The organism is Anaerococcus faecalis (assembly GCF_013371425.1).
GTDB lineage: Bacteria > Bacillota > Clostridia > Tissierellales > Peptoniphilaceae > Anaerococcus > Anaerococcus porci.
The window spans coordinates 276,882-291,144 of sequence record NZ_JABVBA010000002.1; the positions used below are offsets into that span (position 1 = coordinate 276,882).

The 14,263-nt window shown below is 33.9% G+C and carries 16 protein-coding genes; all 16 read left to right on the top strand.

Features of this window, described 5'->3' with window-relative positions:
- Complete coding sequence (locus HV819_RS03530; protein ID WP_176269520.1) at positions 1-690, top strand: Rha family transcriptional regulator; 690 nt, start codon at positions 1-3, stop codon at positions 688-690.
- Positions 662-862: a hypothetical protein gene (locus HV819_RS03535; protein WP_004835125.1), complete on the top strand. Its 201-nt coding sequence runs from the start codon at positions 662-664 to the stop codon at positions 860-862. The genes HV819_RS03530 and HV819_RS03535 overlap by 29 nt, the downstream gene beginning before the upstream one ends.
- A complete protein-coding gene (locus HV819_RS03540; RefSeq protein ID WP_004835178.1) occupies positions 855-1,241 on the top strand; it encodes a DUF7768 domain-containing protein in 387 nt (128 codons plus the stop codon). The genes HV819_RS03535 and HV819_RS03540 overlap by 8 nt, the downstream gene beginning before the upstream one ends.
- A complete protein-coding gene (locus HV819_RS03545; RefSeq protein WP_176269521.1) occupies positions 1,242-3,470 on the top strand; it encodes a phage/plasmid primase, P4 family in 2,229 nt (742 codons plus the stop codon). It abuts the gene before it with no gap.
- Between the two features lie 133 nt (positions 3,471-3,603).
- Complete coding sequence (locus HV819_RS03550) at positions 3,604-3,885, top strand: VRR-NUC domain-containing protein (RefSeq protein WP_176269522.1); 282 nt, start codon at positions 3,604-3,606, stop codon at positions 3,883-3,885.
- Positions 3,886-5,232, top strand: coding sequence for a DEAD/DEAH box helicase (locus tag HV819_RS03555; RefSeq protein WP_176269523.1), 1,347 nt, complete (start codon positions 3,886-3,888; stop codon positions 5,230-5,232).
- 92 nt (positions 5,233-5,324) lie between these two features.
- On the top strand, positions 5,325-5,741 hold the full coding sequence (locus HV819_RS03560) for a DUF1492 domain-containing protein (RefSeq protein WP_148466062.1): 417 nt from the start codon (positions 5,325-5,327) through the stop codon (positions 5,739-5,741).
- A 690-nt stretch (positions 5,742-6,431) separates the two neighbouring features.
- Positions 6,432-6,797: an HNH endonuclease gene (locus HV819_RS03565; RefSeq protein ID WP_176269524.1), complete on the top strand. Its 366-nt coding sequence runs from the start codon at positions 6,432-6,434 to the stop codon at positions 6,795-6,797.
- A gap of 44 nt (positions 6,798-6,841) precedes the next feature.
- Complete coding sequence (locus HV819_RS03570) at positions 6,842-7,489, top strand: P27 family phage terminase small subunit (RefSeq protein ID WP_176269525.1); 648 nt, start codon at positions 6,842-6,844, stop codon at positions 7,487-7,489.
- A 5-nt stretch (positions 7,490-7,494) separates the two neighbouring features.
- Positions 7,495-8,277, top strand: a complete 783-nt coding sequence (locus tag HV819_RS03575) for an S-adenosylmethionine synthetase N-terminal domain-containing protein (protein WP_176269526.1) — start codon at positions 7,495-7,497, stop codon at positions 8,275-8,277.
- Positions 8,274-9,521, top strand: coding sequence for a site-specific DNA-methyltransferase (locus HV819_RS03580; RefSeq protein ID WP_176269527.1), 1,248 nt, complete (start codon positions 8,274-8,276; stop codon positions 9,519-9,521). Before HV819_RS03575 ends, HV819_RS03580 begins: the two co-directional genes overlap by 4 nt.
- A 43-nt stretch (positions 9,522-9,564) precedes the next feature.
- On the top strand, positions 9,565-9,789 hold the full coding sequence (locus tag HV819_RS03585; RefSeq protein WP_176269528.1) for a DUF4314 domain-containing protein: 225 nt from the start codon (positions 9,565-9,567) through the stop codon (positions 9,787-9,789).
- Positions 9,790-9,875: 86 nt separating this feature from the next.
- A complete protein-coding gene (locus HV819_RS03590; protein ID WP_176269529.1) occupies positions 9,876-10,181 on the top strand; it encodes a hypothetical protein in 306 nt (101 codons plus the stop codon).
- A gap of 97 nt (positions 10,182-10,278) precedes the next feature.
- On the top strand, positions 10,279-10,566 hold the full coding sequence (locus HV819_RS03595) for a transcriptional regulator (RefSeq protein WP_176269530.1): 288 nt from the start codon (positions 10,279-10,281) through the stop codon (positions 10,564-10,566).
- A gap of 98 nt (positions 10,567-10,664) precedes the next feature.
- Entirely contained in the window at positions 10,665-12,254 is a 1,590-nt protein-coding gene (locus HV819_RS03600) for a terminase large subunit (protein ID WP_176269531.1), read from the top strand.
- 114 nt (positions 12,255-12,368) lie between these two features.
- Positions 12,369-13,970 (top strand): ribosomal protection-like ABC-F family protein, encoded by a 1,602-nt coding sequence (gene abc-f / locus HV819_RS03605; RefSeq protein ID WP_176269532.1) that lies wholly within the window; start codon positions 12,369-12,371, stop codon positions 13,968-13,970.
- Positions 13,971-14,263 lie beyond the last annotated feature (293 nt).

Consider the following 14,263-nt stretch of genomic DNA (forward strand, 5'->3'; position numbering starts at 1 on the left):
ATGAAGGAATTAATACCAAAGAACGATTATGGAATATTTGCAGATCACAATGATGTTGCAAGAGTGGATAGTAGATTTGTAGCAGAGTTTTTTGAAAAGAGGCACTCTAATGTTATAAGAGATATACAAACAATCACTCAACCCAAATCTGGGCTCAGTGAAGAATTTATTGAACTCAATTTTGAGCTCAGCAGTTATAAGGATGTAACTGGAAGAAATCTACCATGTTATTTATTAACTAGAGATGGATTTACTATTTTAGCTATGGGTTACACGGGCAAAAAAGCCATGAAATTTAAAGAGCTCTATATTAAGAAATTTAACGAGATGGAAGAATTCATAAAGACTCTAGTATCAGCTAGAAAAGAATTCCCTCTTTTAACCGAGAATATAAGATTGCTTCATGACAATCCAAAAGCTTATCACTTTAGTAATGAGTGTAATATGCTGAATCGTATCGTTTTAGGTAAGAGTGCAAAAGAATTTAGATTAGAAAATGATATACCAAAAGGAAAAAGTATAAGACCATATCTGAATCAATCACAAATAGAGATGATTGAAACCTTGCAAAAGGTAGATATTGGTTTATTAGTAGCATTTCCTAATTATCAAGATAGAAAGAAGCACCTTGAATGGTACAAGCAAAAATTGGAGGTACAAAATGTTTTATGTGAAAGAAAAAATCAATGATTCTATGGAAATAAGCATTGAAATAAATGATGAGAATGTCTTTTGCACCTGTCCAAAGTGCGGAAAAGAAGTTCGAGTAGAATTAAATAAAGTATTGGAAGATGGCGATTTATTTTCTACTCAAGTTTGCTGTAATACTTGTAGTGAAACAATGAGGGATATTTATGAATAAGGAACTATACAACAGGAGTGGGTGCAAGGATCCCACTCCTTATCAAGCAATTAAAAATGCAGAGAAGAAGTACTATCCTTTGGTATATATCTGCAGTCCATTTTCTGGAGATGTTGAAAATAATGTAATCAAGGCACAGAAGTATTCTCGATATGCCTTAGATAAAGGAAACATTCCCATAGCACCACATCTTCTATTTCCTCAGTTTATGAGTGATGAAAGTGAGAGAAGACTTGCCATGCATTTTAATTATGTCCTTCTTGGTAAATGTGAAGAAGTATGGGTCTTTGGTGACTATATAAGTCTAGGAATGGCTGAAGAAATAAGAGTTGCTGAGAAGAGAAAAATGAAGATTCGCTATATAAAGGAGGTATCCTAATTGAAAATATACACCTCAAATTTAATAGAAGTGGAGTCAAACTGTGTTTATCCAAATGAGGTCAATGCAGTAGATGTTAGGTCTTTTGAGAAAGCTGCGAGTTTTGACCATGTAATGGCTAAGTATAAAAATTCCTATCGATCCAACGATAATTTTATAGAGTCAGAATGTGTTCCCATGGATATAGATAATGACCATTCAGAAAATCCAGATGATTGGATTTCAACTAACGATTTAAAGAGAATATTTGATGGAGTTAAATTTGCTATAGTTTACAGCAGAAACCATAGAAAAGAAAAAAATGGAAAAGCTGCAAGACCAAGAATGCACATATATTTTCCAATACCTAAGATTACAAATCTTGATGACTATGTAGAATTAAAAGAAAGGTTGGCAGAGACTTATACTTTCTTTGATGGAAATGCCTTAGATGGAGCGAGGTTTTTCTTTGGAGTTAAGAATCCTGCTGTTGAAATAGTTAGGGGAAGAAAATATGTAACAGAAACCCTAAAAGATGACTTTGAGGATTTTGATAATTCTCAAGACTTGATTCAGCAAGGCTCTAGAAATTCAACTGTGAATCATTTCGCTGGTAGGGTTCTAATTCGATATGGAAATACAAATGAGGCGAGAGAACTATTTGATAAAAAAGCCAGTCTTTGCTCACCACCACTTCCAGATGATGAACTAGAACAAATATGGAGGTCTGCTTCCAAATTCTATAAAAAGGTAGCTGCAAGTGAAGATTATGTTCCACCTGAAGAATACACTGAAGGCATAAATTTAAGGCCTTCTGAATTTTCAGACATAGGTCAAGCAGAAGTTTTTGTAAGAGAATACCAAGATAGAATTCGTTTTTCTCCTTCTACAGGTTTTCTTGTTTACAACGACTCTTACTGGGAGGAATCTGAACTAAAAGCACAAGGATATTCTCAAGATTTAGTGTTAAAACAGATAGAGGAAATAGACAATGAACTCTTAAAAATGGATGAAGATATTAAGAAATCGGGAATTAGAGATATCATGTCTTCAATGAGTGAGAAAAAAGCAATGGAGGTTTTTGATAAAAGTCAAAAATCCATATACTATAAATTAACTTCGCTTGAGGCATATAAGAAATATGCAGTAAAACGAGGGGACACCAGAGCTATTCATGCAACTTTAAAAGAATCAAAGCCAATGTTAGAAATAGACCAAAGAGAACTTGATACGGATGAGTTCTTGCTTAATACACCATCTTTTACAGTAGATTTGAAAACTGGAGAGTGTAGAGACCATAAGGCAGAAGACTATATAACAAAAGAAACATCTGTAGATCCAAGTGATGAAAATATGGATATATGGCTTGATGCCTTAGAGACATTTTTTGTAAAAGATAGTGAACTTATAGAATACGTTCAGAAAGTAGCAGGAATTTCTCTTATTGGAAAAGTATATATTGAGGCTCTCATTATAGCTTATGGTGATGGAAGAAATGGAAAGTCTACCTTTTGGAATACTATCTCAAGAGTTCTTAATCTATATAGTGGGTCAATCTCAGCAGATATTCTTACAGTTAATTCTAAGAGAAATGCCAAGCCAGAACTTGCTGAAACAAGAGGTAAAAGGCTTTTAATTGCAGCTGAACTTCAAGAAGGATTAAGGTTAAATACTTCAAATGTTAAACAGCTTTGTTCTACAGATGAGATTGTAGCAGAGAAAAAATATCGAGATCCATTCAAGTTCATACCTTCTCATACCCTTGTCCTATATACTAACCACCTACCAAAGGTGGGTGCCTTAGATGAAGGAACCTGGAGAAGACTCATTGTAATTCCATTTGAGGCAAAGATAGAGGGCAGTAGTGATATTAAAAACTACACTGATTATTTAGTAGATAAGGCTGGGGGAGCAGTTCTCAAGTGGTTAATCGAGGGTGCTAAAAAGGCTATTGATGAAGATTTTAAATTCAGCCTACCTAAAAAAGTAGCAGATGCCATCAATGAATATAAAGAATCGAATAACTGGTTCAAGCATTTCTTAAATGAGTGCTGTGAGATTGATTCATCCTATGAAGAAAAGTCTGGAGAAGTCTATCAAGAATATAGAGCCTATTGTTTAAGAACTGGAGATTATGTAAGGTCTACAACAGATTTTTATTCTGCTCTTTCATCCAATGGATTTATGAGGAGAAAAACTAATCAAGGAATTGTGATTAATGGACTTAAATTAAAGTCAGATTTTGTGTAAAAATACAAGAAGTGCAGGTCGTGAATGTCATATATATAACTATTATATAGTAAGTAAATTAAATTTTAGTTATATATAAAGGTTATATAATAGAGTTTCACGACTTGCACAATGGCTAAAAATAGAGGTTTATATGTTAGAAAATGAAATAGAAAAAGCCTTAGTCGACAAGGTAAAACCCCATGGTGGTCTTTGTCTTAAATTTACATCTCCTTCAATGACGGGAATACCAGATAGGATAATACTTCTACCTAAAGGAAAGATAGGATTTGTGGAAACAAAAAGACCTGGAGGAGAACCAAGACCAATTCAGAAAAGGAGAATAAGGCAATTTAAAAACTTAGGTTTTAAGGTTTATGTTCTTGACTCAAAAGAAAACATTGATGAAATAATAAAGAGGATTGGAGGTGACTAATTGGAATACACTCCACATAAATATCAAAACTATGCTATTGAATTTATAAAAGAAAATAAAGAATCTGCACTTCTACTAGATATGGGTCTCGGTAAGACAGTCATAAGCTTATCAGCTATAAAAGACTTACTCTTTGATTCTTTTGAAATTTCTAAAGTTCTAATAATAGCACCATTAAGAGTTGCTAGAGATACATGGAAGGAAGAAATAGAAAAATGGTCCCATCTTGATATCTTAAAATATTCAGTGGTCATAGGTAGTGAAAAAGAAAGAATAAAAGCATTAGAAGAACAAGCAGATATTTATTTAATCAATAGGGAAAATGTAGACTGGCTAATAAATAAGAGCGAACTACCCTTCAACTACGATATGATTGTAATTGACGAACTATCCTCTTTTAAGTCTCATAGGTCAAAGAGGTTTAAAGCTTTGATGAAAGTTAGACCAAAGATAAAAAGAATAGTTGGACTTACTGGCACGCCATCTCCCAATAGTTTAATGGACCTATGGGCTGAGTTTAGACTGCTTGATATGGGCCAAAGACTTGGAAGATTTATTGGTAAGTACAGGGAAGTCTACTTCAAACCAGATAAGAGAAATGGACCAATCATATATTCCTACAAGCCACTGCCTTTTGCTGAAGATGCAATCTATGAAAAGATATCAGATATAACAGTTTCTATGAAAGCTGAAGATTACCTAAAAATGCCAAAGAAGATAAACAATGAAGTCTTTGTAAATCTATCAGATAAAGAAAGAGAAATCTATGAGACATTAAAAAAAGACTTGGTTGTTAGCATTAAGGATAAAGATATAGATGCAGTCAATGCTGCAGCCCTTTCTAATAAATTACTGCAAATGGCATCAGGTTCTGTTTATGATGAAGATAAAAATATGATTCATATTCATGATAGAAAGCTTGATGCTTTAGAAGATTTGATAGAAGGTGCAAATGGTAAACCTGTTCTTATTGCTTATTGGTATAAGTCAGATCTAAAAAGAATAAAAGATAGGTTTGATGTAAGAGAACTTAAAACAAGTGAGGACTTTAAAGAATGGAATCAAGGCAACATTCCTGTAGCCATTATCCATCCAGCGTCTGCTGGTCATGGACTTAACCTACAAGCTGGAGGTTCAACACTTATTTGGTTTTCTCTCACTTGGTCCTTAGAACTTTATGAGCAAACCAATGCCAGACTTTATAGGCAAGGTCAGAAAGAAACAGTTGTGATTCATCATATTCTAGCTAAAGGAACTATTGATGAAGATGTGATGAAGGCGTTGGAAAATAAGAATAAAACACAAGCAGCACTTATAGATGCAGTAAAAGCAAATCTAGAGAGTTGATGTCATAGAATGTCACTATCAAAATTTGCTAAGATTAATACAAGAGTAGAGGTTCTATAGAGAACTTACCTCAAAACATATGGAGGTAAGAAATGAACGCAAAAGAATATTTAAAACAAGCTTTTTATTTAGACAAGAGAATCAACAGTAAGCTAGAGCAAGTTGAAAGTTTAAATGCCCTAGCTACAAAAGCTACATCGACCTTATCCGATATGCCTAAGAGTCCTAATAGAGGATCATCAAAACTTGAAGATACTATCGTAAAGATTATAGATCTCCAAGAAGAGATTAATAGGGATATAGATAAGTTGGTAGACTTGAAGAAGGAAATAGCTAATTCGATTTTTGAATTAAAAGATAAAGAGGAACAAACAGTGCTTGAAAAAAGATACCTTTGTTTTAATACTTGGGAGCAGATTGCAGTAGATATGAATTACTCAATTCAGTACTGCTTTAATGTCCATAGAAATGCACTAGGAAAGATTTCTATTCCGATTAAATCTATGTAGTAAAGTTGATAGAATGAGAGTATGTAGTTGTAGTATAGTTAGAATAGCAAAAGAATAATTAAAAGAGCCTTGGAGATTTAATCTTCGAGGCTTTCTTTAGTTTGACGGGCATGTCATATGTCTAGGTGAAAGTCCAACGGAGCGTAGTTATCGACGAATCCAATAGCAACTTGCAAGTTTCACGCCGTGAGGCGTGGGAGAGAGGAAGCAATAGCAAAATCGTGGCCTGACGAACAGGAACAGAATACAAGGCGAGTTAGGAGGATAAGTTGGCTAAAGACAACAAAGTCCAAAAGATAACCGTAACCCTAAAGCGTAAATTCTGCAGGTAAACGAGGAAAGATATATGGCTTAACCCGTGAGGTCTCATAGACGAATAAGTAGTAACAACGAACTATGAGAAGTCAGCAAAATCCATAGTAGCGAGGAAGTTTCTGTAATGGAAATGGAGCGAAGGGAGGAACAATATTTATTGTAATATTTGAAAAGGATGGTCTATGACTTGATGGAATACAAGGAATGACGTATTCAGTCCTCGAGGTTCGGATACAAAAAAGAATAAAGTTAAATAGATACATCAGAAATATATAATATGATACAAGGAAATATTGAACCGCCGTATGCCGAACGGCACGTACGGGTGGTGTGAGAGGGGCTACAGGTTAGCCCCTACTCGATTGGAGTGATAGAGTGCCAAGCAAACCTAAGAGACCATGTTCACATCCAGGTTGTCCTGAATTAGTTGATGGACGATTCTGCAAAGAACATGAGAAAGAATACAACAGAAACTATGAAAAATATAAACGAGATCCTAAAACTCATAAGCGATATGGAAAAGCGTGGAGAGTTATTAGAAAAAGATATGTAGCAGAGCACCCGCTTTGTGAGATGTGTTTAAAAGAAAATAGAATGACAAAGGTAGAGGAAGTACATCACATACTTCCTCTTTCTCGTGGTGGGACTAATGACGAAGACAATCTTATGAGTCTTTGTAAATCTTGTCACTCAAAGATTCATGCTGAGCGTGGAGATAGATTTGGACGAGAAAAGTTTTGAGGGAGGGGGAGTCGTTATCTTAAAAGCTGATTTTCCTACCAACGGTGCCGCCCTCTCACGCACAAAAAAACGGGTTCAAAGGCCCTATTAAAGAAGATGACGAATTAGGAGGTGATACTATCGCTAAAGACGGAACATACAGAGGTGGAAGAAGAGTAAAAGCAGGAGGGAAACCACAGCCCGCTGCTGAGAAAATAGAAAAAGGTAAAAAAGTAGAAATACTAATGAATGATATTCCAACCTTCACTCCAGAAGAAATAGATGCAGTTGACTTACCAGATGGAGCAGTTCTTGATGGAACAGATATGCCAACACCTAGTGATTATCTATCTGCAAAACAAAAAAATGGTATACCACTTGGTGCTGATGAAATATATAAAGAGACTTGGTCTTGGTTAAAACAGAGGAACTGTGAAAACTTAGTAAATCCAAGATTATTAGAATCGTATTCCCAGGCTTTTGCAAGATACATCCAATGTGAAGAGGCAATCAGTCAATTTGGACTACTGGGAAAGCATCCTACTACAGGGGGAGTTATTGCATCTCCATTTGTACAGATGTCTAGTCAGTTTCAAAAGACAGCGAACCTTTTATGGTATGAGATTTATGACATAGTTAAAGAAAACTGCACTGAAGTTTATGAAGATTATCGAGAAGATATGATGGAAAAATTACTAAGGCAAAGGAGGTAATAAATTTGTTTGAAAAAGTAAATTCAAAGCATCCAGATAAAATAGCAGATTGTATTGCTGGTGCAATTGTAGATTTAGCATATAAAGAAAAAGATAATCCTAAAATAGCAGTTGAAGTTTTGCTGGGACATGGAAATTGTCATGTGATTATTGAAACGGACTGCAAGTTAAATAAAAAAGAAATTGAAACAGCGATTAGGAGAATAACGGGAGATGTCATAGCTGATATTAAAATAGTAGAACAGGATATCCACCTTTCAAATAATCAAAAAGGAAAGATAAGATGTGGTGACAATGGAATCTTTAAGGGAGTACCTACATCAGATGAAGAAAAGAAACTATCTTTAATTGCTCGTGAAATCTATTCTAATTATCCCTACGATGGGAAATACATCCTTGATGGAGAAAAACTCATCATCTGTCAGTCAAATGTATCTACAGAAATTTTAAAATCGGTTTATCCAAGAGCAATAGTAAATCCATTAGGAGATTGGACGGGAGGGTTTAATGTTGATACTGGAGCGACTAATAGAAAGCTCGGCTCAGATATGGGAAGAGCAGTAACTGGTGGAGGTCTCCATGGTAAAGACCTATCCAAGGCTGATGTATCAGTTAATATTTATTCCCACCTAAAGGCACAAGATGAAAATAAAGAGATTGAATTATCCTGTGCAATCGGAGATGAGACCGTTGATGGTAGACCATATTCTGAAATTGTAGAAATTGCTAGAAAATATATTAATTCTATTGGTGGTTTTGAAGAATTTGCTAAGTGGGGGCTAATATGATTACAACAAAAGAAATGAAATTAGTTGATGTTGAAAAACTTGTACCCTATGTAAATAATGCAAGAACTCACTCACAAGATCAGATTAATAAACTACGATCATCAATTCGAGAGTTTGGTTTTATAAATCCTGTAATTATTGATAAAGACTATGGAGTTATTGCAGGTCATGGAAGAATTATGGCAGCCAAGGAAGAAGGTATAAAAGAAGTACCTTGTGTCTTTGCAGACCACCTAAATGAGGCACAAAAGAAAGCATATATCCTAGCTGATAACAGAATGGCTCTTGATGCTGGTTGGGATGAAGAACTATTAAGGGTAGAAATTGAATCTCTGGAAGATTATGGTTTTAATGTAGAACTTACTGGTTTTTCACCAGATGAGTTATCAAGTCTTTTTGACCTTGGTGTAGAGGCTGAAGAAGATGACTTTGATGTTGAAGAAGAACTAAAAAAGCCTACTTTTTCAAAGACTGGAGATATTTGGACTTTAGGTAGTCATAAAGTTATTTGCGGTGATTCTACTCAATGGGAGACTTTTGAAAAGTTATTAAATGATACAAAGGTCAATCTGGTCTGTACCGATGCGCCCTATTTTGTAGATTTGAAAAACAAATCGGGAACAATCAAAAATGACAATCTTAATGATGAGGAAGCCTATGAATTTTTAATGAAGGTCTTCACAAATTTTAAAGAGGCAATGGCCAAAGATGCATCTATTTATGAATTCTATGCAACAATGAAAGCGAGAGTATTCTATGATGCCTTTGAAGATGCAGGTTTTAAAGTTGGTGCAGGACTTATTTGGAAAAAGCCTAGAGCTCCTTTTATGAGGACAGATTGGAAATTTAATATGGAGCCTATTATTTTTGGTTGGAGAAAAGATGGAAAGCATAACTGGTATGGAGATCAAAAACAAACAGCAGTCTTTGAATTCGATGGAATTAAAGATTCAGAAAAAGAAGGATATGGTCATCCATCATCAAAACCAGTACCTCTCATTGCCTACCTAATTAAACAATCTACACAAACGAATGGCTTAGTCCTTGATGGATTTTTAGGAAGTGCATCGACTCTGATTGCTTGTGAAGAACTAAATAGAATTTGTTACGGTCTAGAAATAGAGCCTAAATTTGTTGATGTAGCAGTAAAAAGATATTTGAATTTAGTGGGGAGTGATGAAGAAATAAACTTATTAAGGGATGGAAAAGAGTATAAGTATGAAGATGTTATTAATCTGACTTGATATAAATCAGTATTTGAGTGATATATGTTTATGAGGTGATTAGATGATTTCAAGGGAAATTATACAAAAATTAAAAGAAACTTATCCTGTAGGTACAAGAGTAAAACTAATCCAAATGGAAGATGACCAAGCACCTCCAGCTGGAACTTTAGGCACAGTTTATGGGGTGGATGCCATTGGATCAATCCTAGTAAAATGGGATAATGGTTCAACATTAAATGTAATTTTCAGAGTGGATAGAATAGAAAAAATATCGGATAAAGGTTAAATATAGCCATTATATCCCTTAATTAACTTGACTTATTTTTGACAGTACGGTTATATGTACATACAAAAAAAGATAAGGAGAAAAATATGGCATACAAATACATGAAAACACAGGAAGATTTAAATGAGTTAATCGGCTCTTCAGCAATTACAATGCTTGGACTTTATGAAGGAGAAAATGGAGACTTAGCTTTTCAAGATTACTTAAAAGATTACCTTGAAGATGACACTATTTACATCACAATGGGAAAAACAATTAACGAATTTTACGAAACTAACCTTCCTGAAGATTTAAGAATAGTAAGTTTAAAGTACAACAAGTTAGGAAGACTTCCAATTATAAGGCTTGAGATTGGAGCAAAGTGGTTTGACGACTTTATAGACAATCTTTAAAAAAGATTGGGAAATAGCCGTTTTATAAGTGTAAAAGACTTGACTAATACTCTCTTATACGGGAATATGTATATAACAAAAGCAAAGGAGAGTAACCATGAAAAAAGATATCCTAGAAAGATTAGAAACAGAAGTCAAAGCCTGCAAAAGATACTCAGAAAACTCAATAAAAAAATCAAAAGAAGGAAATATTGGATCAGCAATTAACCTTTTAGACATAGCAGGAACAGCAAAGAAATGTGCAGACCAAGTTCATGAAGAACTTTGGGGGGTTTCAAAAGGAAATTTAACAGATGAAGAAATTCAACTTTTTGCAGAATCAGAAACACTAGATAGAGAACTTAAGAAAGCTTACAAAGAATTAAACATAGCAAGAAAAAGATAAAAATAAAATTCCAAATAGAGTTTAGGCTCTATTTGTCGTAGTAGAAGTCACAATCAGGTGACTATTTTTTATGCCCATTTTTCAAGGAAGGAGGTCAAATGAAATATAAACCAACAAAATTTATGCTACCTACATCTCACTATGATAAAAACAAAGCAGACTATGCCGTCACCTTTATAGAATGCCTTAAACACACAAAAGGTAGATGGGCAGGTAAAGACTTCAAGCTTATTGACTGGCAAGAAGAAATCATTAGAGACCTGTTTGGAATTGTAAAAGATACAGGATACCGACAATTTAATACAGCCTATATTGAAATACCAAAGAAGATGGGAAAATCTGAACTTGCAGCTGCTGTAGCACTCCTCCTTACTTGTGGTGATGGAGAAGAAAGAGCAGAAGTTTATGGTTGTGCTGCTGATAGGCAGCAAGCAACTATAGTTTTTGATGTAGCTGCAGATATGGTAAGAATGAGCCCAGCCCTATCTAAAAGAGTAAAGATTCTAGCATCTCAAAAGAGAATGATCTATAAGCCGACTAATTCTTTCTATCAAGTCCTATCTGCAGAGGCTTATTCTAAACACGGATTTAATATTCATGGTGTTGTCTTTGACGAACTTCATACTCAACCCAACAGAAAGTTATTTGATGTTATGACAAAAGGTTCAGGAGATGCAAGAACTCAACCTTTATATTTTCTTATAACAACTGCAGGAACAGATACCAAATCAATCTGCTACGAAACTCATCAAAAGGCAGTGGACATACTTGAAGGGAGAAAAACTGATCCAACTTTCTATCCTGTAATCTATGGAGCAGATAGAGAAGACGATTGGACAGATGAAAAAGTATGGCATAAAGCAAATCCGTCTCTTGGAATTACAGTTCCTATAGAAAAAGTAAGACAAGCCTGTGAATCGGCTAAGCAAAATCCAACTGAAGAAAATGCCTTTAGACAACTAAGACTTAATCAATGGGTCAAACAAGCAATCAGGTGGATGCCTATGGAAAAATGGGACCTATGTAGTTTTGCTATCAATGAAGAAGAACTAAAAGGCAGAGTCTGTTATGGAGGTCTTGACCTTTCATCTACAACAGATATTACAGCCTTTGTTTTAGTCTTTCCTCCAATAGATGAAGATGATAAATATCAAATATTACCTTACTTTTGGTTGCCAGAAGACAATCTAGACCTAAGAGTAAAAAGAGACCATGTAAACTATGACCTATGGAAAAAACAAGGCTACATTCAAACTACAGAAGGTAATGTAGTCCATTATGGCTTTATTGAAAAATTCATAGAAGACTTAGGTGAGATTTATAACATTAGAGAAATTGCCTTTGACAGGTGGGGAGCAGTACAAATGGTTCAAAACTTAGAAGGTATGGGTTTTACAGTAGTTCCTTTTGGTCAAGGATTTAAAGATATGTCTCCACCAACAAAAGAATTAATGAAACTTACACTTGAAAGAAAAATAGCCCATGGAGGTCATCCAGTTCTAAGGTGGATGATGGATAATATCTTCATACGAACTGATCCTGCTGGAAACATTAAAGCAGATAAAGAAAAGTCTACAGAAAAGATAGATGGGGTTATTGCTACAATTATGGCACTTGATAGGGCCATAAGGTGTGGGAATGATGCAAGTGAATCAGTTTATGATGATAGGGGGTTGATTGTGTTCTAAATAGGGTATATAATAAAATAGTATTAGGAGGTACAGATAAATGATTAATACAAATAGTTTTCTAAATAACTAAGAGAGGAAAAGAAATCCTCTCAAAAAAGTATAGGAGGATTTATGATATATATAAAAAACTTAATAAAAACTTTGCCAGATAGAAGACTATTTGAAATTGATAGTTTATCAATAGATGAAAATGATAAGATAGCCTTAATAGGTGAGAATGGAACGGGTAAAACTACTCTTTTAAGAATAATATTAGGCTTAGATAAAGACTGTACTGGTCAAGTAAGAGTGGATAGAGAACTGGGTTATTTATTAAATTATGACAGTAAAGTCAAATACTTTTCTGATGAAATCTACTCTAAATCAGAGTTAAGGGCTAATGACAACTACAGTCCAGGCGAAGAACAAAGATTAAAGCTAACAGACCTATTATCAGATAGTTTTAAATTTCTATTAATCGACGAGCCTACATCTCACTTAGACTTAAAGCAAAAGGAAGAACTTATAGGAAAGCTAAACTCCAGAAAAATTGGATACCTTTTAATTTCGCATGATCGTGATTTCATAAATAAAACTTGTAAAAAGATTTTAGAATTAAAGAACGGAAAAATTGAAGAATATAATGGGGACTACAAATTCTATCTTGAAGAAAGAGAGAGAAGACTTAAGTTTAACGAAAAAGAGTATTCAAATTTTATAAAAGAAAAAAGAAGACTTGAAAATTTAGCTAGCAATATAAAAGACCAATCATCAAAAGTAAGAACCACGCCTAAAAGGATGGGAAACTCAGAAGCAAGACTCCATAAGATGGGCGGTCAAGAAAACAAGAAAAAACTAGATAAACAAGTAAAATCTGTAGAGTCCAGAATAAATAAACTAGAAGTAAAAGAAAAACCTAAAGAAGATACAGAAATACAACTATCCATTCCTGATAATAAACGACTACACTCTAAAATTTTGATAAGAGGAGAAAAGCTAAATAAAGAGTTTGGAAATAAGATTTTATTTGAAAAATCAAACTTTCAAATACAAAATAATTCTAAAGTAGCTCTTATAGGAGAAAATGGAAGTGGGAAAACTACACTTTTAAATATGATTCTCTGTAAAGAAAATGTATGGGTGCATCCAAATCTTAAAATAGGTTATTTTAGTCAAATGAGTGATATTTTAGAAGAGGACGCTGATATTCTATCAAATGTATTAAATACGTCTATACATGACGAAACAATGACAAGGATTGTCCTTGCAAGATTAGGATTTAAGACTAATGATGTCTACAAGATTGTAAGTATTTTAAGTGATGGAGAAAAAGCCAAGGTAAAATTGGCTAAAATATTAACATCTGATTTTAACTATCTTATTTTTGATGAACCAACAAACTTTTTAGATATAAATGCTATAGAAAGCTTGGAAAATCTATTGAAATCTTATGATAGACCATTTATATTTGTAAGTCATGATGAGGAGTTTATAAATAACTTAGCAGATACACTTTTAATTATAGAAGATAAAAGAATCAAAAGTTTTAAAGGTAATTTATCACAATACAAAAGTAGAAATAAGAAGACAATAAATGGCAAGGATAGAAATAGTTTATTACTTGATTTTAGAATATCTTCCATAAGTTCTAGACTAGCAATGGAGATACCTAAAGAGGAAAGAAAAAAACTAGAAGATGAATATAATAAACTCATTGAAGAAAGAAAAAAATAAATTTTAGCATCTACAAAAGTAGGTGCTTTTTTCATACCTAATTTAAGGAGGTGGTAATATAAACATTTTAAACTTAATATTTAAGTCAAGAGACAAACCTAAAGACGGGGAGAGGATATCTTCATCGTCTTTTTTATTTGGGAGAACAACAGCAGGCAGGAATGTAAACGAATTTACTGCCATGCAAATGACAGCAGTTTATTCATGCGTGAGAGTTCTTGCTGAAACCTTGGCAGGACTTCCTCTTCATTTATATAAAAGAGGAAATTCAAACTCTAAGGAAAAAGCAAAAG